Origin of the sequence: Vibrio cincinnatiensis (assembly GCF_022113815.1) — a bacterium.
Lineage (GTDB): Bacteria > Pseudomonadota > Gammaproteobacteria > Enterobacterales > Vibrionaceae > Vibrio > Vibrio cincinnatiensis_A.
Genome location: NZ_SGOM01000011.1, coordinates 18104 through 41450 on the forward strand (window position 1 = coordinate 18104; position 23347 = coordinate 41450).

Genomic DNA, 23347 nt, shown 5'->3' on the forward strand with positions numbered 1-23347 from the left:
TTTAGAATCGCATACCTACATCGGCTAATATCTGTAAAGCAAATTTTGTACCTAACTGGTAACTTACCATGAAAAAAAATGTTTATTCTTTAATTTCAATACTTTTTATGTACCTTTGGGTACCAAGCAGTTACGCAGCCTGGTATGAAGTTACCGGAACGGCCACTGTTGTCTCCTCTGAGGAGGTGGCACGACTGCATGCTCTCGAAGATGCCATCTATAAAGCGGTAAACTTTGCCGGAGCCGACATTGGTAGCATTAGCACATTAATGCCACTACTGGAAACGGACCGCCAAGAATATTTATTTGATAATCATGAAATTCGCTATATCTCAGTAGAAAGTCGTAAAGTTCGCCGTAATGTGATGCAAATTGTCGCCAGAATAGACATCTACCCATCGGCAACGGCTTGCCACATTAACCAATATAAAAAAACCGTATTGATTGGGAATATTGATCTTGCCTCTCCACAACAAGCGGTTATGGGACAAATTTATCAGTTGGGAGACGATTTTGCCGATGTTCTTGATAGACAAATCGCTCAAGAAGCCCACAGTTTTGTCTCCGTTGGAACCACAGACTATGACATTGATCGTCGTAACCCAACACGAATAAAAATGATCGCTCAAGACCTTGGTGCTCACTACATCATAGGGGGATCCATTACGGATCTAACCTCAACCATTGAACAAAAGTTATTGCGTGATGATGTCATCAACCGACAGTTTGCTTTAGAACTACAAGTATTTGATGGCAAAACCGGGCATGAAATTGCCAAAAATAACTATAGAGAAGTGTCCAGTTGGCCATTTGCAAAAACCAGTAACACTGACACCCGAAGTGCTCGCTTTTGGGCATCCACCTACGGACAAATGTTGCTACGTGTTAGCCGCAATATTATGTTGGATTTAGAAGCCGATCTTTCGTGTAAAATTACCCTACCTGAAGTAGTCGCTAAATACGGCAATACCATCAGTATGGATTTAGGACGAATTCACGGTGTTCAAGAAGGTGATAAGTTACAACTCTGGCACACTGGTGCTTTTATCGATCAAAATGGCTTGCCACGTAATAAAGTGTCACAAAGTGATATCACTTTAACCGTCACCCGAGTTTACGAAAAAGAAGCCGAACTGTCGGTCGATCAACCAGAGCTGGCTTCTAGCATTCAAATTGGCGATGTAATGCACAAACAGTTATAAACTCTGTTAGAAAGCATGATCTCATGACAATAATTCAGTAAGATACGAATCTTCGCTCCCGTGGCACAGCAGGATAGCGCGGCCCCCTCCTAAGGGGCAGGTCACAGGTTCGAATCCTGTCGGGAGCGCCACTTTACTCATGGGTTAACTCATTAATAGAGTTAACCCATGTTCCCCCCCCCCTAAACCGTTACTGCCAAAGTAGTCCAACACCAAACATGACAAGTATGGCCCCGGCAATTTTTTCAATTGTTGGAATACTTTTTTCCAAACATTTTTGGATCTTTGGCTGCGCAATCACACTCGCAATCAAAAAATCCCACAGCAGTACCACCAGGACCATCCAAATACCACACGTTACCTGCTGTAGTAACGTTACATTATTTCCTAGAATGGCGGACATCAAGCTCATATAAAACAAAGCATTTTTAGGATTTAATAGCGCAGAATTGATACCGAGCACAAACTGTTTTAGACGTGAAGGCATCATCTCTTTCGTATTGTGGACAAGTGAGGGCTTAGCATGGTTTTTGAGCAACTGGTAGCCAATCCACATGAGATAGAACGCACCACACACTTCTATTGTAGAAAAAACCTGCTGATTATCTCGAATATGAGTCCAGCCAATAATCGCAATCAGAATGTAAAGCGCATTCCCTAGAGCAATCCCCAGACAAATATAAGCACTGCCTTTAAGCTTATGCCTAATTGCATGCCCTACGATCAGAAAAAAATCTTGCCCGGGACTCAGTAGCGCCACAAAGTGAGCGAGGGCAAGAGCGGGAAAAGCGATGGGGAAAAATAGAGTAAAAGACATGGATGATTAACCTATAGCACTGTTTTTCTCGCACTATAAAGCCTTTCTTACTCTAGTTATTGTCTAAAATTGACGCGGTGTGCTTATATTGTTTCGGTGTTGAAGCCGTATAGTTAACAAACGCTCGATGCAGTTGGCTTTGATCAGAAAAACCCACTTCATAAGCAACATCAACGATATTCATACCTGAGCGTAGCAATAATTTAGCTTGCTCAATTCGGCGGTTATTTAAAAAAGCTTTCGGGGTTATTCCAAAATGCCGTTTAAAAGTACGAATAACGGATTCTTGTGAATAGCCCAATTCTTGAGCGAGAGCCTCAAGCAATGGTGGTTGAGTAAGATCCTGTAATAGCCGTTGCTGAATTTCACAAGCCAATCCATGCTCACTCCTTGTGGAAAATACTGGTGAGCAATGGCTCATCAGTAAAGATTGTAATTCTTCTTCCAGTTTTTCGGCATTTTTGAGGCTATCGTGGGTAATGAATAATTCAACATATCGCATTATTTTTTCAAAAAGAACATGATCTTTCATGACCCGATGATGACAAGTAAATTTTTCCACAGAAACACCATACATACGAGATAATTGCTCAAGGCACCAACGATTATCGATGTATAACATATAATAGCTACGCGCTTCCCCAGAAATAGGATTACAGGCGTGAACCTCTTCTGGTTCGATGAATACAACCTCTCCTTGAGACAATACTATATTTTCATTTTTGATGGTTAAACATGTTCTACCCGCTGTGATCATCCCAATTGAAAACTCCGCATGACTATGTGCTTTATAAGCGTTGAAACTCTGTTGAGTCGAACGGATGACCAGTTGTGGAAAATGCTTTCCTCTCCAAAAATGTTGATGAATATGGCGAACTCGATTTTCCATTATCTATCCCTAAAATAGCCAATTAAAACTCAATGGTTAGCCACCCCATTCTATGTACATTTAAAAATCATGTACAAGTATGGAATCTAACTATTATTAACACTGATCCCCTTGCTTTCCAACATGGTTCCATTTGATAGATAAGGTGAACAAATCAATCATCATACAATTCTGACACGTTTCTGATGTACTATACTTTTATTGTTTTAGACTAATCTAGTTATCCCGATTACTATTGCCACCCCCGTTATTAACAAAATAATCTATAGCGATAGGTATGAAAAAAAGTAACCTAGAAACGAATACTGGCCATCGCTTTATCTCAAAAGCGAAAACCGCCTATAAAATTCATATTCACACGCCCGATGATACCGTTTTGCATCGGTCAGTCGGTTATATTCGTATCGGAGAAAAAAAAGGCTTAAAGAAAGCCATTAAGCTGCGTAATGAGCTTGGTCGTGAAATGTGGGGAAAGTTTTGGAGAAAAATTCTTAAAGATCCCTATTTAATGACTCGACTGCCTCATAGCTTGGAACCCAAAATCATTTACAAGCCTCGCCCAACCAAAGAAAACCCAGACTATCGTGATGCTTGCTATATTGCCGCTTGGCGTAGTTATGACACAAGAGGCCACTGCTCCTTTAACAGTGTCGTTTGCTCAATTAAAAGACACGGCAAGCTGGCTGCTTATACTAAAACGAAAAAAGCGTTACTGGATGCCCACAAAGAGTACCTTGATATTCTTATCTATATGGGCCGTTTAAACAGCATTGACTTAAAATAGATGCAGTAGTAATCACGGTAATGAATACACTCAAAGCCCACTATGGTGGGCTTTATTGCATTATCGATACAGCACTGGGCTTATTATTGTTTAACTGAGTATTCAAACTCAGGTATAACGATATCCACTCGACGGTTAAGCTCTCGCCCATTAGCTGTGGCATTAGAGGCAACGGGCTTGTTCTCACCTTCTCCTTGCCAAGAAACACGTGATGGCTCAATACCACGTTCAACGATAGCATCAGCAACAGCTTTGGCTCGTTTCTCTGATAGAGTTTGGTTATACGCCGCCGACCCAGATGAGTCTGTGTGTCCTGTCACCACAACATTTGCTTGAGGATATTCATTTAAAAAGAGAACTAAATCATTAAGTTGCTCTTTACTCTCTTCATTAAGTTTAGCGCTATTGAGTGCAAAATTGTTGCTGTCTAACTTCTGGAACTCAAATGTTTTATGCACGATTTTCGGTTCTGCTTCAACAATCGGCTCTTCTTCGATCATCGCAACTTCCTCAACCGGTCGGCTTTCACTTTCTGTGGCCGGTTGTGTATTTCCGCCAAAACGATAGCTCACACCTAATGAAACGGTATTCGCTTCTGCTCTTACCTGATCATTATTAATATCCGTTAACAATTGATATTCGGTGCGTAGCGATACATTCGAACTAACGGCAAACTCCGCCCCCGCAGCACCGAGGAAGGAATAATCATTTTCACTACCATAATCAACATACGCTCCACCAAGCTTGGCATAAAGACCAACATGTTGAGAGATTGGCAAAGTAAATTTGGGCGCTAATGTAATCGCTTTAACCCTTTCATCATTAAGCCCAACCCCAGTAAATTTCCCTAGCATGTCATACCCTGCTTCAACGGCTAACCAATCATTCATGTTATAGCCGAGGTAAGCCCCTAGCGTTGTATCTCTATCGTCACATGCTTCTCCAGAGCGGCATGAATCATCAAACCATGTCTGCCCAATTTTACCCCCAAGGTAAACATCGGCTATCGCTGATGATGAGGCGGCCATTAAAGATGCCGAGATCATTGCAACTAACTTTTTCATAACCCTTCCTTTTGACTCTTTATTATCATTATTTCAGCCTTGACGTTTCACTCGAGGCAAAACATCAAGCCCACCGTAATACAACGGACCACATTAATAACTATAATAAATATATCCAAAAGAAACAGGTTGCCATGTTAATTTTTTGTCACCTTAACGTAATAAGAAAGAGTAAAAGCAATTACCCTGTGACCTATCCATATAAAAATAAGAATTGCCATAAGGGTGGCGAAGATGAATAACGTAATCCATTCAATAAGTTATGAATTAATTTCGTTAGGTACAAAAAAACCGTAGCAAGCGCTACGGTTTAAATAATAAAAAGGAGATTATGCGTTCGCTTCACGCTCTGCAATAAAATCCAATGCCATTTGAATACGTTTCATCACTCGCTCTTTACCGATCAAGTGCATGACAGCATCAACAGAGGGGGATTGACCACCACCGGTGACAGCAACTCGCAGCGGCATCCCAATTTTGCCCATACCAATCTCTAACTCTTCACAAACCTCTGCAATCACTTGATGGAGCATTTCAACACTCCACTCCGTTAAGGCTTCAATTTTATTTAAAGCTAAAGCAAGAGGCTCTTTAGCAACGCCGCGTAAATGTTTTTTCGCTGCATTGGCTTCAAATTCACTAAAGTCTTGGTAGAAATAGCGAGACTGTTCAGCCAGCTCAACCAAGGTATGGCAACGCTCACCCACTAAGCGAACGATGTCTGCCATAGCTGGGCCTTGGTTTTTATCAATCCCTTGCTGAGCAAAGTGCCACTCAAGGTGTTTTGCCACATATTCAGGATCAGAGGTTTTGATGTAATGGTTGTTTAACCATAACAACTTATCGGTATTAAAGGCGGATGCCGATTTAGAAATCGCATTTAAGCTAAAGAGGTTAATCATCTCTTCACGAGTAAAGATCTCTTGATCACCATGACCCCAGCCTAAACGCACTAAGTAGTTGATCAAGGCTTCAGGCAGATACCCTTCATCACGATACTGCATCACAGAAACCGCACCATGACGCTTAGAGAGTTTTGCGCCATCATCACCTAAAATCATCGCACAGTGAGCAAAGGTTGGAATGGTTGCGCCCATCGCTTTATAGATATTGATCTGGCGAGGAGTATTATTGATATGATCTTCACCACGAATAACGTGAGTAATTCCCATATCGACATCATCGACCACGACACAAAAGTTATAGGTCGGCGAACCGTCTGTACGGCGAATGATCAAGTCATCTAACTGATCATTACGAATTTCAATTCGGCCACGAATTTGGTCATCAAAAACCACACTGCCGTCTTTCGGGTTACGGAAACGAATAACGCAAGGATCGCCCTCTTTCGCTGCAGCATTCACGGCTTGAATTTTAGGATGATCGGCATCGTAGCGTGGCATCTCTTTATTGGCTTCTTGCTCTGCGCGAATTTCATCCAGCAGCTCTTTCGAGGCATAACATTTATAGGCTTTATCTTCCGCTAACAGTTGGTCAACCACTTCGTTATAACGATCAAAGCGCTTAGTTTGGTAGTAAGGACCTTCATCCCACTCCAGACCAAGCCACGTCATTCCCTCAAGAATGGCATCAACCGCCGCCTGAGTTGATCGCTCTAAGTCGGTATCTTCAATACGTAGCACAAATTCCCCGCCTTGGCTTTTGGCATATAACCAAGAATAAAGAGCTGTACGAGCTCCCCCTACGTGTAGATAGCCAGTTGGGCTAGGAGCAAAACGAGTTTTAACCGTCATTATTTATTACCTTTTTCTGAAACTTCAGCCGGATGTTGGCATAAGCGAAATTTTGCGCGTCATTCTATCACTCCCATTGCACAGACCCAAGAAACTTCAAGAAACCCCCTTGACCTTACCTTTAGGTCAAGGTTTATCCTTAACTCAATATCTCGGAGGGATCATCATGAACCATTATGCTTTACCGTTATCTGGGTTGAATTGTATGGGTTGCGCCCGTAAGCTTGAGCGCCAACTAGAGAGTGACTTTACGGTGCATATCCATTCGCTATCGCCAACGTTTATTGAATTGGACACAGAGGTTCCACTCGATAATGTTATGGATAGTATTGAATCGCTGGGTTATCAAACCGCCCAGCCTATGAACTTTTTCTTAGCTGGTCTTAACTGTGGTAAGTGCGTCAATAAACTCACCACAGCGCTGAACCAAGAGCCGCGTATTGCTCGATTGGATGTCACAAAAACAACTCTCAGCTTAGTCACAACACTCTCTGACGCAGAGATTATCGATAAGGTGCAGCAAGTTGGCTATCAGGCAAGCTTGCAACCCGTGGATAAGCTCGAGGTTGAAGCCAACCCCAACTCGGCACAACAGGTATCACCACTCACCACACCGCATATTGAGAGTCAATCAGACATCAGCAAGGTAAATACCCACTTACTGATTCAGGGAATGACCTGTGCCAGTTGTGTCTCTTCCGTGGAAAAGGCATTAACTTCCGTTTCCGGTGTCCAGAAAGCTCAAGTGAATTTAGCTGAGCAAAGCGCATTAGTTATGAGTGAGCACCCGCTTACCAAGCAGCTGTTAGCCGCAGTGAAACAAGCGGGTTATCAGGCGGAAGCCATTGACGATCCCAATCAACAACAAGAAAAACAGCAGTTGCAATTAGCTGCTTCGCAACGTGAGCATAAACGCAGCGCTATTCTGGGTTTACTGCTGGGTGGTCCACTGATGGCTTGGGGAGTCTTCGGCGGCAGCATGATGATTGCAAGCAGCAAAGACCAACTTGGCTGGGGTATCGTTGGGCTTACCTGTCTCGCTCTGCTCGCCAGTGCCGGACGTAGCTTTTATGTCAATGCTTGGCAAGCCTTAACTCACCGCCGAGCCACCATGGATACTTTAGTTGCCTTAGGTACCGGTTCCGCTTGGTTTTACTCCATGTTAGTGGTGAGCTTTCCTCATTGGTTCCCGATGGCGGCGCGTCATGTTTACTTTGAAGCTTCTGCCATGATTATTGGGCTTATCTCCCTAGGCCACTATATTGAAGCCAAAGCAAAAGCCAGAACCACGCAATCACTGCAAGCATTAATCAATTTACAGCCACAACAAGCCACTCAAGTGACAGAAGAGGGTGAGCGGATCATTGCGGTAGCAGACATTACCCAAGGGATGAATTTACGTGTCAAACCGGGAGAAAAAACCCCAGTTGATGGCACAGTGTTAGAAGGTGACTCTTACGTAGATGAAGCGATGCTGACCGGAGAACCGCTACCAGTTCATAAGCAGGTTGGAGACTCGGTATCCGCAGGCACCATCAACCAAGACGGCAGCTTATTGATCCAAGCCACCGGAATTGGTTCGCAAACCATGCTGGCTCGTATTATTCAAATGGTTCGTCAAGCACAAAGCAGTAAACCAGCCATTGCCAAATTAGCCGACCAAATTTCCGCGGTCTTTGTGCCGGTGGTTGTCGCCATTGCGCTCTTTTCTGCCGCCATGTGGTTTTGGTTTGGCCCGGACCCTAAAGCCAGTTATATGCTAGTGGTTGCCACCACCGTACTGATTATTGCTTGCCCTTGTGCGCTTGGCTTAGCCACCCCGCTGTCGGTTACCGTTGGTGTGGGTAAAGCCGCAGAAATGGGCATTTTGATTCGTGATGCTAACGTTTTACAATCAGCCAGTAACATTGATACGGTCGTCTTTGATAAAACGGGCACATTGACCCAAGGTAAACCGAGCGTACAACAGGTGGTCTGCCTTGAAGGAGATGAATCCACCTTACTGAGCCTCGCTTTTGGGCTAGAGCAACACTCCGAACATCCATTAGCCAAAGCGATTTGTGCTTATGCCCAGCAGCAACAAGTGAGTGCAATCGCAATTGAACAATTTGAAAATCAACGTGGTAAAGGGATAAAAGCGCAGTATCAAGGTGATGAGATAGTTATTGGCTCTTTACCGCATATGCACACTCTCACGGTTGATCTCACCATCGCGCAACAGACAATCGACACCTTTGCTAAACAGGCATGGACACCAGTAGCCATTGCTCGCAATAACCACTTAATCGGGTTAATTGCGATTGCCGATCCCATTAAAGAAAGCGCCGTAAAAGCCGTTCGAGCACTCAACGAAATGGGCATTCATAGCGTTATGTTAACGGGTGACCAGCAAAGTGTTGCCGATGCGATAGCCAAACAGTTAGGCATTGCTCAAGTCATCGCTCAGGTGTTACCCGATCAAAAAGCGCAACATATTCAAGCGCTGCAACAGCAAGGGCGACATGTTGCAATGGTGGGAGATGGCATCAATGATGCGCCAGCGCTAGCACAAGCAGACATTGGCATAGCCATGGGTAGCGGCAGTGATGTCGCCATTGAAAGTGCGCAAATGACACTCTTGAATTCATCACCACTGGCCGTGGTCAATGCCATTGAACTCTCTAAAGCTACGTTGAAAAATATGCGTCAAAACCTCTTTGGTGCCTTTATTTACAATACGCTTGGCATTCCGATTGCCGCTGGGGTGCTTTATCCCACATTCGGTTTTTTACTTAGCCCAGTGGTTGCTGGGGCGGCAATGGCACTTTCCTCTATTACCGTGGTGAGCAATGCTAATCGACTACGCTTAGTCAAAACCCGTTTTCATGATTAAAGGAAAGGTATCAAAATGATGTTACGAATATTGACCGCAAGCCTAGTTAGCCTGCTATCGACCCAGGCATTAGCCTATCAAGTGGTTAACCATAAATCTCCCACTTGTGGTTGCTGCAGTGAGTGGAGCCAACATTTGCAACAAAATGGATTTACAGTAACGGATGTCCCTCATCAGGATATGGCAAAAATCAAGCAGCAGTTAGGCATTGCTCCCAAGTTAGCCTCTTGCCACACAGCTGAAATCAATGGATATTTATTTGAAGGGCATATTCCCGCCAAAGATATTCAAGATTTTTTAGCCAACCCTCCAGAGGATGCAAAAGGTTTAGCAGTTCCGGGAATGCCACTAGGCTCTCCCGGTATGGAGTATGGTGACCATAAAGATAGCTATCGAGTCTATGTCTTTAATGCCCAAGGAGAAGTGGCGACTTTTCGTGAGCATTGATAAATACCAACCGACTCTCTAAATGGTTAAAAGTCGGCTCATCATGAAAAAAAGCCTCTCACACGTGAGAGGCTTAATCGATTGTGAAATGAATTCAATGTATCAAGTGATTATTCAATCATCGTAACACGGCTTGCTCGTTGCCCACTGGCAGATAGCGAGCGAATCCACACTTTACCATTCACTTTAGGAGCATTCGCCGCATCAAAGTTCTGCCATTGCTCACCATCTAATGAATATTGCAACGTCACACCGGGGAACTGAACGTTCATGGCCAAATGTCCGTTCTTGATCGTCGCACCAGGAACTGGGAGACGATAATCAATGCCCGCTTTTTCCAATTTTGCTAGCTCACGTTGCCCAACGACGTTGGCAAAACGATTCCAGTCCGCCGTTAACGCTTTTTGATTAACACGAGTGGTTTGCTGTGAGTATTCAACGCCCACTTGGTAGCGATTCTCCCAACTGGCTCGGTGCCAAGCTCGCTCAGCAGCAGCCAAGACTCTAGGGAATACCATATACTCATATTGCTCATCACTACGTACCGTTTCAGACCATAGCTGGGCAGAGAGACCATAGAATGGCTTCGCTTTCACTTCCCCTTTGCCACTAAATCCATTGCCATCACGATCCAGTGAGGTTTCAGCATTCTGTGGCAAGTTCTCTGGTGCAAAACCAAACATCTTACGTGTATCGGTGGCACGTGTTGCCCAATAATAACCTCGCTCTTTAGGATCCGCTTCATAAGGCATATCCATATATACATAGTCAGGGTTAGAAATGATCACATCATAACCTTTCTCTGCCCATTCATAAGCGGATGACGTTCCGCCCCAATACAAGACATCCCAGAAGTTAACTCGGGTAGTCTGAGTCGCAAATGACTCAGCATCATCGCTGTATTTCAACCCATCCTGCCAAGCTTGGAAGTGAGGAATCCCTTGTTTGCTCACAAGCTTTGAAACTTGTTCTGCAAAGTGACTAGGTAAATGATCAAAGTCGCTGACCTCACCACGAGAGATCATAGCTTGACACTGCGGTGATTGAGCAAAAGGCTGATCTTGCTCTGAAAGATCAATATTACCTTTCCAACTCACTTTATCGGTAGCATTAAGATCTTGGAAACCCGCCCCAAGTTTAATGTTCTTAGCTTCATCGCCACCAAAATGCCATGTGGTTAATGGCATCCCCGCTTGTTGGTGCATGGCAGCAATTTCACTGACTACTTTATCGACAAAACGTGTCGATGAATCAAGGCAAGGGTTAATGAAACTTAAACGGTCATAGAATTGCACCGTGGTCACCGTTGAGCTGTCTTGTGGATCTAACAAACGAAATTCATTAGCCGCTGCTTCTTTCCCTTCCTGCATTAAGCGCTGGTAACGCGCTTCCATTGAGACCACCGCTGCACGGGCGTGAGCAGGCATATCCACTTCAGGAATCACTTCAATATGACGAGCTTTGGCGTATTGAAGAATTTCAATGTAGTCATCCTTACTAAAATAACCGGATCCAAAGTTATCACTACCAGGGCCTGAGCCTAGCTGAGGTAGAACACATTCTGTTTCGGTTAAGTCAAAGCAGCGCTGGCTACCAATATCCGTTAACTCAGGTAACCCAGGGATCTCAATTCTCCACCCCTCGTCATCAGTAAGGTGTAGGTGCAGCTTGTTCATTTTATAAGCCGCCATTTGATCGAGTGTCGCTAAAATGGCCGATTTACTATGGAAGTTACGGGCAACGTCAACCATGATGCCGCGATAAGCAAAACGAGGAGCATCTTTAATAACCAATTGAGGCAATACATCTGATTGCTGACTATCGATCAATCCAAAAATTGATTGTACCGCGTAAAAAGCTCCCGCTTGGTCAAACGCATGAATCACAATGCCTTTATCATGAATACGAAGCTGATAGGCTCCTGATTTCGCTAGCTCTCCGCTAAATGGTTTTGGTGTTACAGTAATAGAAACCGGAACAGAACCACTAACACTGGTACCAACAATAGAAGCCCGTGTTTGAATTGCAGTCAGTTGATCCTCATCAAAAACTGCTTTCGGCAATGCGAAACCCGCCGAAATATTTAAGCTTCCATTACCTTTTTCCACGGTCATTGGCGTTGGCAACAATGTGCTTGAGACATCTTGCAAAGCCACATCAGAATTTTTCTCAAAGCGGGTCAGTGCATTAGCAAAGACATTATTATCGCTAGGGGTACGTTTTAAATTATTTCCATCGAGCCCACTCACAAAGCTATCGACCTCTTCAGTATTGAGCGATGCAATAACTTTAGGTTCTGCATTCGGTGCGGTAACAAAAGCACGAGGCATAAAGTCTGTTTCAAATAACTGCCAATATTCACCAATCAAAGGAAGAGTTATGCTTTCTCCCTCAGCAAATCCAGTAAATGATTCGGTGGGTTCCAGTTTATGTAAATCTCCAGTAACACGGGTCACTTTAAATTGATCGCTGTCTACATCCAAAATCAAACGAATACTATGGAAGTAAATTGCCCAATCTTTTGAATCAATTGTATTTCCTTGGTTTACCAAGGTCATATTCACTTTATTACAAGAAGCCCACTCTGCGCCCAATGCTTGGCATTCAAGCCCTTCATCAGCACCATGGTTGGTTAAAACGGTATAATGAATATCTAGGTTATCCGCGAGTGAATTAACTACAGACTGGTTTGATGAATTCATCATCGAGCAACCGGCTAAAGTTGCTATCACTGAAACGGCAATCACACTCTTGTTCAACATAAGAAATACCTTACTTTTAGGTTGAAAACGGATGGAACGGTAATGCATCCCTTCACATCTCACGACGACGTCAGCCACTGGCTACACTTAATGACACTCACCATAACGCGAGTTATTTCTAGCCGTAAAATTAATCCAGTCATGAGGTGATCAAGTTCAAAATTTAGCTTTTAAAATAAACAAAAAAGCTTTTATATCAATAAATTAAAATCAACGTCAAAATCGACACTTCTATTTTGACGAGATTTACTCGATCAAAGTCACACAAATAGATTCAGACTTCATCATTAATGTGATCTGATTCATTCTGAGAAATTTTCCCTTTAACGATATAGAGAAAGATAAAAACCAATTTGTGACTAGTGTCGAACATATTCAATCGTCAAATTCGTTTAAACTTCGTTAAAGTAACGTTTTTAGCTCAAATAGATATAAGGATACTCTCTTGCAAACGACTCGATTTATGCTTGGGTTACTGTTGCTCTTTCCCTTCTCAAGCCAAGCCGAACCACTTTATTGGCAAGCACAAAAAGATAACTTAGTACTAATGGTGATAGGCTCTATCCACGTAGGCACTCCAGCGATGTATCCATTACCGACTCCAGTTTATGATGCGTTGGGGAAAAGCCATGGTTTGATCATTGAAGCCGACACTCAAGCCTCACCCGATATCACGCCGCCGCCCATCTATCTAACCAGTGGGCAAACCTTAACACAGCCACAACAAAAGCAACTGGCGCTCTTAGCCAAGCAATTAAACCAAGATGCCGATACTTTATTACAGCAGCCTCCGTGGCGTAGTGCTCTCGTGCTGCAATTTCTTCAATTTCAACAACTTGGCTACTCAGCTTATAAAGGGGTTGATGCCCACTTAATTCGAAAAGCTAAACAAGCGGGTGTGCCATTAATCAGTCTCGAAAGCTTGCAATATCAGGTCGACTTATTAGCCAGTTTGCCTAACAGTGGTCAAGAGATGCTCGTTACATTACTGGATGAATGGGACACCAATCAAAGCATGACTGAATGTTTAATTGAAAGCTGGCAGAAAGGTGATAAAGAAAAGTTAGAAGCCATGATGCATCACAGCGGGATGTCTGAAAGTATGGAGAAAGCCTTTATAACCCAACGTAACCATGAATGGGCCAAAAAGCTCAGCTCTCAGACTTTTTACCCCAAATCGGATGGGTATTATGTCATGGTGGTTGGTGCTCTTCATTTAGTGGGTAAAAACAATGTACTGGATTTACTAAAAGAACAAGGATTTATGGTTAAACCATTAAGCCAAAGCCAAAGCCAACCGGCCACTTGCTCCTTCGCGCGATAAAAGACGGATACTAAAAAGCCCCAGACTTTTAACTGAGGCTTACAATCATGATCAGTGAAGAGCCGAATTTGAAATATCAGGCGAACCCCCGACTCTCTTTAAATAAACTCTAGAAAGTACAAAGCCCCAGCATTAATGCTAGGGCTCTAGAATAAGTGGTCGGTGAAGAGGGATTCGAACCCCCGACCCTCTGGTCCCAAACCAGATACGCTACCAAACTGCGCTATTCACCGACGAAGTTTTGTTTAAGAATATCTAACGAGAGGGTCGCCCTCTGCTCCGCTATTCCTAAAACCGGAGATACGCTACCAAACTGCGCTATTCACCGACGAAGTTTTGTTTAAGAATATCTAACGAGAGGGTCGCCCTCTGCTCCGCTATTCCTAAAACCGGAGATACGCGACTAAACTGCGCTATTCACCGACAACGGAGCGTATGTTACCCATTCTGTTTCGTTAAGCAAGTGCTTTTCTCTGCTTTTCTCTTTTTCCGTTCTTGTCCGAACAAAAGACAGACAAACACCATAAAAATGTGATTAATTGCACAGTGAAAGAAACATAACCGCAACCTTAGCTATACAATTGATCCAGATCAGTGTTGAAGTTTTAGCCACATCTTAACGTAAACCTGTCTTCGAACACTTTGGAGGTAACGTGGACTTTTGACTCGATCTCCTATTTGGTAATGCAATGGGACTATCAACAATGATAGTGATTATCGAGGCAATTTGTCTGATGCTGTTCTATGCAGCTTTCTTCATCTACAAAGTCATGAACGACAAATCTCCTCACTAGATCGCTTAGCACCTATTTATAATAGTGACATGCTATGCACCGGAGTAGATAACTTGTCTACTCCGGTTTTTTATTCTTTCTCTGATCATCTTCTTACCTGAATCGGTATAATCGAGCTATCGAATGACTCTTTTCAGGCACCACTATGTCTCACGATGATGATTTAGCTCTATTTCAGCAAATGATGGGAGATGTTAAACCGCTCACCCATGACGTGGCTGAACTCAAAAAAGGGCACACCGTTACTGATGCACAATTAGCAAAACGTCAATCCGCCATCACCCTTTCAGAACAAGATCCCGATTATCTTTCGATCGACTCTGCTCCGATGCTAAAGCCCGATGATGTGGTGGAATATAAGAAAGATGGCGTACAAGATGGTGTGTATAAGAAATTACGGTTAGGCAAATACCCGATTCAGGCTAGGCTTGACTTACACCGTAAAACGCTCAAACAAGCACGAGAGGAAGTCACCCGTTTCTTAACTCACTGCATGAAATTAGATATGCGAACTCTATTAATCATACATGGGCGGGGCGAACGATCTACCCCACCTGCGATGATGAAAAGCTTTGTCACCCATTGGTTAACTCAAATTGATGAAGTGCAATGTGTCCATAGCGCACAACGTTTCCATGGAGGAACGGGAGCCCTCTACCTTTTACTTCGGAAAAGCCGTAACCAAAAAAATGATAACCGAGAACGACACCAAAAACGGCTTGGTTAACCCACAATAGCTGGTAAAATACTCGCGCTATATTCGCATTATACAGATAGCATTATCATTTTGATTTACCACTCCGTTGAGAAACGTCAGGAGCAACCATGTCAACCAATGAAAAACGTTTAAATAAATACATCAGTGAAACAGGATTTTGCTCTCGTCGAGAAGCCGATAAATTGATCGAACAAGGCCGAGTCACCATTAATGGTCAAATTCCCCAAATGGGCAGTAAAGTCACAGAGCAAGATACCGTCTGTATTGATGGCACCCCGGTTGGCTATAAAGAAAAAACTATCTATATCGCATTAAATAAACCTACTGGGATTACCTGTACGACGGAACGAGATGTCCCTGGAAACATTGTTGATTTCATTGGCCATAGCAAACGTATTTTTCCTATCGGCCGCTTAGATAAACCCTCAGATGGATTAATCTTTTTAACTAATGATGGGGATATTGTGAATAAAATTCTCCGCGCAGGGAATAATCACGAAAAAGAGTATGTGGTACGGGTAAATAAACCGATCACTGATGAATTTATTCGCCAGATGGCCAATGGTGTAAATATTCTTGATACGGTGACGCTTCCTTGCAAAATAACTCAAGAAACAAAATATGCATTTCGCATTGTTCTCACTCAAGGCTTAAACCGACAAATTCGCCGTATGTGTGAAGCACTAGGTTATGAAGTGTTTAAATTACGCCGAGTAAGGATCATGAACATCACCTTAGATGGTATTCCTAACGGTCAATGGCGTTATTTAACGGAAGCTGAGGTCAGCGAAATCTTAGCCATGTGTGAAGGGTCAATTAGTACCGAAGAAGCATCCCGTACGGACAGTAAAGGCCAAACTATCCAAAAAGCAACCGATGCGAAATTATTCGATAGTCGAGCCTCAAAACCGGTCACGCATCGAACCTTTAAAGGCCGAGAGGCACATGAATACCGCCATGCACCTAATTCTAAAAAAGGGCGTATACATCATGATTCATCAACAGCAAGCAATAAAAACACATCAAAAAACACAACAAGAAAAAGCGGAACGCTACGTCTAAGTAAATAACCGAAATAAAGAAGAGGAGCCATTGGCTCCTCTTCTTTACAAAATAACTGAACTATTTCGTCCCGAAGATCTTATCCCCGGCATCTCCTAAACCAGGAACGATATAGCCTTTATCATTCAACTTTTCATCAATGGCAGCCGTGTACAACTCAACATCTGGGTGTGCTTTTGCCAACGCTTCAATACCTTCAGGCGCAGAAACTAAAACCAAGACTTTAATTTGGTTACATCCTTTCTCTTTAAGTAGATCAATGGTGGCAATCATCGACCCCCCAGTAGCCAGCATTGGGTCGACCACCATCGCAATGCGCTCTTCAATATTGGAAGCCAGTTTGTTGAAGTAAGGAACGGGTTCTAATGTTTCTTCATCTCGATAAACGCCCACAACACTAATACGAGCACTTGGAATATGTTCCAATACCCCATCCATCATACCCAACCCAGCCCGTAAAATGGGAACGACCGTTACCTTCTTACCTTTAATTTGATCAACTTCAACGGGGCCGTTCCAGCCTTCAATGGTTACTTTTTCTGTTTCAAAGTCAGCAGTTGCTTCATAAGTTAACAAGCTACCGACTTCGGTTGCTAACTCACGAAAACGTTTCGTGCTGATATCACCTTCTCGCATCAGGCCAATTTTATGTTTTACTAGAGGGTGTTTTACTTCAACAACTTTCATTTCCATCTCCGGCATAATTTAAATAAACTTTCCGATTATACACTCATTTCTTGCGATTTTCCGACCTAAAATCTCGATAAAAATCTGACGCAAACGTTTTCCTTTTTGTTTTAAGCCCTGTAGAATAGCCTCGTTTTCATATCCAACTATATCGAGGACTTTCCCCGTGAGCGGTAACAACACTTCTCTTAGCTACAAAGATGCTGGCGTAGATATCGATGCAGGCAATGCGCTTGTTGAACGAATTAAAGGTGCAGTAAAGCGTACTCGTCGCCCTGAAGTCATGGGTGGTATTGGTGGCTTTGGTGCCTTATGTGAACTCCCAACTAAATATAAACAGCCCGTTCTCGTATCAGGAACCGACGGTGTCGGAACTAAACTACGACTGGCTTTGGATATGAAAAAGCATGACACCATTGGAATTGATTTAGTCGCCATGTGCGTAAACGACTTAATTGTGCAAGGTGCAGAACCGCTCTTTTTCCTTGATTATTATGCCACTGGTAAACTGGATGTAGAGACAGCAGCAGATGTAGTCTCTGGTATTGCTGACGGCTGCGTTCAAGCAGGCTGTGCTCTGATTGGTGGCGAAACCGCAGAAATGCCCGGAATGTATGAAGGCGAAGACTATGATGTCGCGGGTTTTTGTGTCGGTGTGGTAGAAAAAGAAGACATCATCGACGGTAGCAAAGTGGCAGCGGGAGATGCTCTGATCGCTGTCGGTTCTAGCGGTCCGCACTCAAATGGTTATTCTCTGGTTCGTAAGATTCTGGAAGTGTCCGGTGCTGATAAAAACGAAATGCTGGAAGGTAAAACCATTGGCGAACATCTATTGGAGCCAACCAAAATCTATATCAAATCAGGATTAAAACTGATTGCTGAACACGATATTCACGCCATTTCGCATATTACTGGCGGTGGTTTCTGGGAAAACATCCCTCGCGTGTTACCAGAAGGAACGAAAGCCGTGATTGATGGCAACAGTTGGCAGTGGCCAGCCATTTTCACGTGGTTACAACAGAAAGGGAATGTGACGACACACGAAATGTATCGCACCTTCAACTGTGGTGTCGGGCTGATTATTGCCCTACCGAAAAATCAAGCACAAGCCGCCGTGGAGCTGTTACAACAAGAAGGCGAAAATGCGTGGGTTATCGGTGAAATAGCATCGGCACAAGCCAATGAAGAGCAAGTAGAGATTAAATAATTCATGAAAAGTATTGTTGTTTTAGTTTCAGGGAATGGTTCCAATTTACAAGCGATCATTGATGCTTGTGAGACAAGTAGACATGGTGGCAAAGTAACGGCTGTTTTTTCAAACAAAGCAACAGCGTATGCTTTAGAACGGGCCAAAAAAGCGGGAGCAGCGGCACACTTTGTTGATCCTAAGGCTTATGAGACTCGTGATGCTTTTGATGAAGCATTAATGCTGCATATTGATGAATACAAACCGGATTTGATCGTTCTTGCTGGCTATATGCGTATTCTCAGTAGTGATTTTGTTCGGCACTACTTAGGGCGCATGATTAATATTCACCCTTCACTATTACCTAAGTATCCTGGCCTTAACACCTATCAAAGAGCCATTCATGCTGGGGATGAAGAACATGGTACAAGCGTCCATTTTGTGACAGAACAATTGGATGGTGGCCCTGTCATTCTTCAAGCAAAAGTGCCCATTTTTGATGAAGATACGGTTGAGACACTGACAGCGAGAGTGCAAACTCAAGAGTATCGCATCTATCCGCTAGTGGTGCAGTGGTTTGTGGAAGAGCGTTTATCCATGAAGCAAGGTAAAGCCTTTTTAGATGGTGAACCTCTGGGGATCCATGGTTATGCCGACCAATAACAGGCCGTAGTATTAATCAAATGAAAAAGGGTAGCTCTGCTACCCTTTTTTATTTGATTGATTAAAGCTTAGCTTGAGGAGCTTGATTACCCGGCTTCGGCGCAGCAAAAGCCACCGCTTTCAATTGCTCAACATTCGTTGCAATTCGTTCACCTAAATAAAATAAATTAAACTCTCCCGGCTTCATTCGTTGCCAAGTTTCATTGCCTGTTAATGGCTGAGTCGCAATCACTGACACCACATCATTAGGGGTGGTTTCTTCTTGAAAGTTCACTTCCACATCCTCATCAATCAACGTAGCATGACCAAATGGGGCACGACGAGTAATCCAATAAAGATGATTCGTGCAGTAGCTCATCACGTAGTCTCCATCGGAAAGCAGCATATTGAATACACCTTTATCACGGAGCTCATCGCAAAGCTGGCTTACATAGTGAAAAACATCCCGCATATTATGAGGAATCTCAGGATAACGCTGCTCTAGTTTATCCAGTAACCAACAAAAAGCCGCTTCACTGTCCGTTTCCCCGACCGGACGATGACGACCTTGCGTGAGATGTTGGTAATCCACGAGTTGACCATTATGGGCAAAGGTCCAGTAACGCCCCCATAATTCACGAGTAAAGGGGTGCGTATTTTCTAAACTCACGCCACCACGATTCGCTTGACGAATATGACTGATCACCGCACAGCTTTTGATAGGATAATTTTGCACGAGTTGAGCAATTTGTGACTGACAACTCGGCGCAGGGTCTTTAAACGTTCGAAAGCCACGCCCTTCATAAAAGGTAATCCCCCAACCGTCTCTGTGAGGGCCTGTTTTTCCGCCGCGCTGCATCAACCCCGTAAAACTAAAACAGATATCGGTTGGCACATTGGCACTCATACCGAGTAATTCACACATGGTTTAAACAACTCCTTCTTTAAACCATCTCACTCACCGTGGGCCAACTCAAACCGTTAGCCCACCCTGTTTATGCCATCTCTTTTTCAATTAATTGGATAATAATGTGGATGATTTTAATGTGTACTTCTTGAATACGGTCGGCATAGCCAAAATGAGGAACGCGAATCTCGACATCCGCTAACCCCGCCATTTTTCCACCATCTTTGCCGGTCAATGCAATGGTTTTCATCCCTTTTGCCTGAGCGGCTTCAATCGCTTTTAAAATATTCCCTGAGTTGCCTGAAGTCGAAAGACCAAAGAGGACATCACCTTGGCTACCAACAGCTTCAACATAACGCGAAAAAACGTAATCGTAACCAAAATCGTTACTGACACAAGAAAGATGGCTTGGATCAGAAATCGCAATTCCCGGATAACCCGGACGATTTTCACGGTAGCGCCCCGTTAACTCTTCTGCAAAATGCATGGCGTCACAATGTGAACCACCATTCCCACAAGAAAGAACTTTGCCCCCTTGTTTAAAAGAATCGGCAATCATTTTAGCCGCAGCCTCAATATTGGCAATATTCTGCTCATCTGCTAAAAATGCATTCAGTACTTCAGCCGCTTCCGTCAGTTCACGTTTAATCAAATCCTGGTACATAGGTCTCGTCTCTTAATTATTCTGCTGGCAGAAAAGCTTTCTCAAAAGAAAACTTACACGCTCTTGAGTTTACCCAAACGATTCTCTCTGTCGATAGCATCCCCCCCACAAATTGGTCAATTAACCTGATTTTTTCTCGATAAAATTGGCGTATACAGCACATTTTTGTGTTTTCTTTTCATCCAGAACACTTTTTAAACAATATTGCATTTTACATTTTATTAGCACAATGATTACAATCACACTAGTTAGACCACTTTTACATCAGAGAACCCAGTTGTCCGGATAAGGAAAAATAGTTATGGAAATCTTGCTCTCAATATTGATTTTTTTTGTGGTGCTAAGCGCATGCTTATACCATCGAACCTCTCTTTTTACCGCTTTAGTTTTCTTGACGTTAACGATGTTAACGCTATCAATAACGGGGCAGGCCGGATTCTTTGCTTGGGCTTTATACCTTGCCGCCATCGTTGTATTTATCGTTCCATCAGTACGACAAAACCTTATCAGTAGTAAAGCACTAACGATGTTTAAAAAAGTGCTTCCCGCTATGTCACAAACGGAAAAAGAGGCTTTGGATGCAGGCACCGTCTGGTGGGAAGCTGAACTCTTTAAAGGTAAGCCCGATTGGCAACAACTAAAAACAATAAAAGCACCAACCTTAAGTGCAGAAGAACAGGCTTTTTTAGATGGGCCTGTAAATGAAGTCTGCGCTATGGTCAATGATTATCAAGTCACTCATGAGTTGGCCGATTTACCTCCAGAAGTATGGCAATATCTTAAAGAGCATAAATTCTTTGCCATGATTATTAAGAAAAAATACGGTGGCTTAGAATTTTCAGCCTATGCCCAGTCTTTGGTATTACAGAAACTAACTGGGGTTTCAGGTGTTCTTTCATCCACCGTTGGAGTACCAAATTCATTGGGGCCGGGAGAATTACTACAGCATTATGGAACTGAAGCGCAGCAAAATTACTATTTACCTCGTTTAGCTGAAGGAAAAGAAATACCTTGTTTTGCCTTAACTAGCCCAGAAGCGGGTTCAGATGCCGGGTCTATCCCTGATTTTGGGATTGTCTGCAAAGGGAAATGGGAAGGAAAAGAAGTGCTGGGAATGCGCCTAACGTGGAACAAACGTTATATCACCCTCGCCCCTGTTGCCACAGTATTAGGGCTGGCCTTTAAACTGCAAGATCCCGACGGCTTATTAGGTGATACCCCCGACATAGGTATCACTTGTGCTTTAATTCCAACCGATTTAGCAGGGGTTGAAATCGGTAACCGTCACTTTCCGCTGAATGTTCCTTTTCAAAATGGCCCAACCCGAGCTCACGATCTTTTTGTTCCCTTAGATTTCATTATCGGCGGCCCTAAAATGGCCGGACAAGGCTGGCGCATGTTGGTGGAGTGCCTTTCAGTTGGCAGAGGAATCACTTTACCATCGAACTCGACTGGCGGTATTAAAACCGCAGCTTTAGCTACAGGGGCTTATGCTCGTATTCGCCGTCAATTTAAGCAACCGATCGGGCAAATGGAAGGCATTGAAGAGCCACTAGCCCGTTTAGCGGGTAATGCTTATGTGATGGATGCAGCAAGCAATTTAACAGTCGCCGCGATTGACTTAGGAGAAAAACCATCGGTTATCTCTGCCATTGTTAAGTATCACTGTACCCACCGTGGACAACGCGCCATTATTGATGCAATGGACATCGTAGGTGGTAAAGGTATCTGCTTAGGCCCTGCTAACTTCCTAGCCAGAGGCTATCAAGGTTCTCCGATTGCCATCACCGTAGAAGGTGCCAACATCCTCACTCGCTCAATGATCATCTTCGGGCAAGGTGCCATTCGCTGTCACCCTTATGTCCTCGATGAAATGGCTGCAGCTCACTCTGAGCAATCGGGGGCACTGGCGCAGTTTGACCAAGCTTTGGCCGGCCATATTAGCTTTACCTTGAGTAATCTTGTCCGTAGCATTTGGCTTGGTCTCACCGATGGTTATGGCTCTTTTTCTCCCACTCAAGATGCCACCAAACGCTACTACCAAAAACTTAACCGTTACAGTGCAAACTTAGCCTTACTGGCCGATATTTCTATGGCCGTACTGGGCGGCTCCCTTAAACGAAAAGAACGTTTATCCGCACGATTGGGCGATATTCTCAGTCAACTTTACCTAAGTTCAGCAACACTGAAACGCTTTGAAAATGACGGCTGCCCAGCGGAAGATTTACCATTAGTTCATTGGGGGCTGCAAGACAGCTTAAAACAGACAGAGGTGGCGATTGATGAATTCCTTGCTAACTTCCCCACCCCTGTACTTGGACAACTATTACGAATTCTACTCATGCCATTTGGCCGAGTACGTAAAGTGCCTAACGATAAGCTCGACAGCCAAGTTGCCCAAATTCTTCAAACACCGAATGCGACCCGAACTCGCTTAGGACGCTACCAATATTTAGCCGCAACAGAGCACAACCCAGCAGGCAAAATAGAACAGGCGCTCAGTGTGATTCTACAAGCAGAGCCTATTTTCACTAAACTGTGTCAGGCACTAGGACAGCGTCACCCTTTCACTCGATTGGATGAGTTAGCAAAAATTGGCCTTGAGAAGAAAATGATTACCGAGCAGGAAGCGAAACGACTCGAGGAGGCAGAAGTTCATCGTCTATACACCATCAGTGTGGATGATTTTTCTCCACAAGCACTCGCGGCGAAAAAGCCACGTCCAAAGCTAGAGGAAGTTGCCTAAGGTTTTGAAGCCGATATTCTGTCAAA

The 23347-nt window shown here is 43.7% G+C and carries 18 protein-coding genes, 2 tRNA genes and 1 pseudogene; 12 read left to right on the forward strand and 9 right to left on the reverse strand.

What is annotated here, in order from left to right:
- Positions 1-68 precede the first annotated feature (68 nt).
- On the forward strand, positions 69-1202 hold the full coding sequence (locus tag EXA13_RS13395) for a flagellar assembly protein FlgT (protein ID WP_238133626.1): 1134 nt from the start codon (positions 69-71) through the stop codon (positions 1200-1202).
- A 54-nt stretch (positions 1203-1256) separates the two neighbouring features.
- Positions 1257-1333 (forward strand) — tRNA-Arg (locus EXA13_RS13400).
- A gap of 59 nt (positions 1334-1392) precedes the next feature.
- Here EXA13_RS13400 and EXA13_RS13405 read toward each other — a convergent pair.
- Together EXA13_RS13405 and EXA13_RS13410 are read right to left on the reverse strand one after the other, a co-directional pair.
- Complete coding sequence (locus tag EXA13_RS13405) at positions 1393-2019, reverse strand: LysE family translocator (RefSeq protein WP_238133627.1); 627 nt, start codon at positions 2017-2019, stop codon at positions 1393-1395.
- A gap of 52 nt (positions 2020-2071) precedes the next feature.
- A complete protein-coding gene (locus EXA13_RS13410; RefSeq protein ID WP_238133628.1) occupies positions 2072-2908 on the reverse strand; it encodes an AraC family transcriptional regulator in 837 nt (278 codons plus the stop codon).
- Between the two features lie 277 nt (positions 2909-3185).
- On the opposite strand from EXA13_RS13410, the gene EXA13_RS13415 reads away from it, so the two are divergent.
- Positions 3186-3692: a Fe3+-citrate ABC transporter substrate-binding protein gene (locus EXA13_RS13415; protein ID WP_238133629.1), complete on the forward strand. Its 507-nt coding sequence runs from the start codon at positions 3186-3188 to the stop codon at positions 3690-3692.
- A gap of 83 nt (positions 3693-3775) precedes the next feature.
- On the opposite strand, the gene EXA13_RS13420 is transcribed toward EXA13_RS13415, so the two are convergent.
- On the reverse strand, positions 3776-4756 hold the full coding sequence (locus EXA13_RS13420; RefSeq protein WP_238133630.1) for an outer membrane beta-barrel protein: 981 nt from the start codon (positions 4754-4756) through the stop codon (positions 3776-3778).
- 329 nt (positions 4757-5085) lie between these two features.
- Positions 5086-6510, reverse strand: a complete 1425-nt coding sequence (gene gltX, locus EXA13_RS13425) for a glutamate--tRNA ligase (protein WP_238133631.1) — start codon at positions 6508-6510, stop codon at positions 5086-5088.
- Positions 6511-6676: 166 nt separating this feature from the next.
- On the opposite strand from gltX, the gene EXA13_RS13430 reads away from it, so the two are divergent.
- Positions 6677-9382, forward strand: coding sequence for a copper-translocating P-type ATPase (locus tag EXA13_RS13430; protein ID WP_238133632.1), 2706 nt, complete (start codon positions 6677-6679; stop codon positions 9380-9382).
- A gap of 15 nt (positions 9383-9397) precedes the next feature.
- Positions 9398-9829, forward strand: coding sequence for a DUF411 domain-containing protein (locus tag EXA13_RS13435; RefSeq protein ID WP_238133633.1), 432 nt, complete (start codon positions 9398-9400; stop codon positions 9827-9829).
- A 110-nt stretch (positions 9830-9939) separates the two neighbouring features.
- Here EXA13_RS13435 and EXA13_RS13440 read toward each other — a convergent pair whose 3' ends face one another.
- Positions 9940-12591 carry a beta-N-acetylhexosaminidase gene (locus tag EXA13_RS13440; protein WP_238133634.1) on the reverse strand — a complete coding sequence of 884 codons (2652 nt, stop codon included), beginning with the start codon at positions 12589-12591 and terminating at the stop codon, positions 9940-9942.
- A 445-nt stretch (positions 12592-13036) separates the two neighbouring features.
- On the opposite strand from EXA13_RS13440, the gene EXA13_RS13445 reads away from it, so the two are divergent.
- Positions 13037-13915: a TraB/GumN family protein gene (locus EXA13_RS13445; RefSeq protein WP_238133635.1), complete on the forward strand. Its 879-nt coding sequence runs from the start codon at positions 13037-13039 to the stop codon at positions 13913-13915.
- A gap of 156 nt (positions 13916-14071) precedes the next feature.
- Here EXA13_RS13445 and EXA13_RS13450 read toward each other — a convergent pair.
- Positions 14072-14148, reverse strand: a tRNA-Pro gene (locus tag EXA13_RS13450).
- A 432-nt stretch (positions 14149-14580) separates the two neighbouring features.
- Here EXA13_RS13450 and EXA13_RS13455 point away from each other — a divergent pair.
- The 3 genes and pseudogenes from EXA13_RS13455 to rluF all read left to right on the forward strand — a co-directional run.
- Positions 14581-14709, forward strand: a pseudogene (locus EXA13_RS13455) (DUF3149 domain-containing protein); the annotation flags it as partial.
- A 145-nt stretch (positions 14710-14854) separates the two neighbouring features.
- Positions 14855-15436, forward strand: coding sequence for a DNA endonuclease SmrA (smrA, locus tag EXA13_RS13460; protein ID WP_238133637.1), 582 nt, complete (start codon positions 14855-14857; stop codon positions 15434-15436).
- A 98-nt stretch (positions 15437-15534) separates the two neighbouring features.
- Positions 15535-16497, forward strand: coding sequence for a 23S rRNA pseudouridine(2604) synthase RluF (gene rluF / locus EXA13_RS13465; protein WP_238133638.1), 963 nt, complete (start codon positions 15535-15537; stop codon positions 16495-16497).
- 52 nt (positions 16498-16549) lie between these two features.
- On the opposite strand, the gene upp is transcribed toward rluF, so the two are convergent.
- Complete coding sequence (gene upp, locus EXA13_RS13470) at positions 16550-17176, reverse strand: uracil phosphoribosyltransferase (protein ID WP_238133639.1); 627 nt, start codon at positions 17174-17176, stop codon at positions 16550-16552.
- A 166-nt stretch (positions 17177-17342) separates the two neighbouring features.
- On the opposite strand from upp, the gene purM reads away from it, so the two are divergent.
- Both purM and purN read left to right on the forward strand, forming a co-directional pair.
- On the forward strand, positions 17343-18383 hold the full coding sequence (gene purM / locus EXA13_RS13475; protein ID WP_238133640.1) for a phosphoribosylformylglycinamidine cyclo-ligase: 1041 nt from the start codon (positions 17343-17345) through the stop codon (positions 18381-18383).
- Between the two features lie 3 nt (positions 18384-18386).
- Positions 18387-19025: a phosphoribosylglycinamide formyltransferase gene (gene purN / locus EXA13_RS13480; RefSeq protein ID WP_238133641.1), complete on the forward strand. Its 639-nt coding sequence runs from the start codon at positions 18387-18389 to the stop codon at positions 19023-19025.
- Positions 19026-19086: 61 nt separating this feature from the next.
- On the opposite strand, the gene EXA13_RS13485 is transcribed toward purN, so the two are convergent.
- Complete coding sequence (locus EXA13_RS13485) at positions 19087-19929, reverse strand: class II glutamine amidotransferase (protein ID WP_238133642.1); 843 nt, start codon at positions 19927-19929, stop codon at positions 19087-19089.
- A gap of 70 nt (positions 19930-19999) precedes the next feature.
- On the reverse strand, positions 20000-20575 hold the full coding sequence (lpcA, locus tag EXA13_RS13490) for a D-sedoheptulose 7-phosphate isomerase (RefSeq protein WP_238129728.1): 576 nt from the start codon (positions 20573-20575) through the stop codon (positions 20000-20002).
- Positions 20576-20876: 301 nt separating this feature from the next.
- On the opposite strand from lpcA, the gene fadE reads away from it, so the two are divergent.
- The gene (gene fadE / locus EXA13_RS13495) at positions 20877-23321 is read left to right on the forward strand and encodes an acyl-CoA dehydrogenase FadE (RefSeq protein WP_238133643.1); all 2445 of its coding nucleotides are present in this window, start codon (positions 20877-20879) and stop codon (positions 23319-23321) included.
- The last annotated feature ends 26 nt before the right edge of the window (positions 23322-23347 follow it).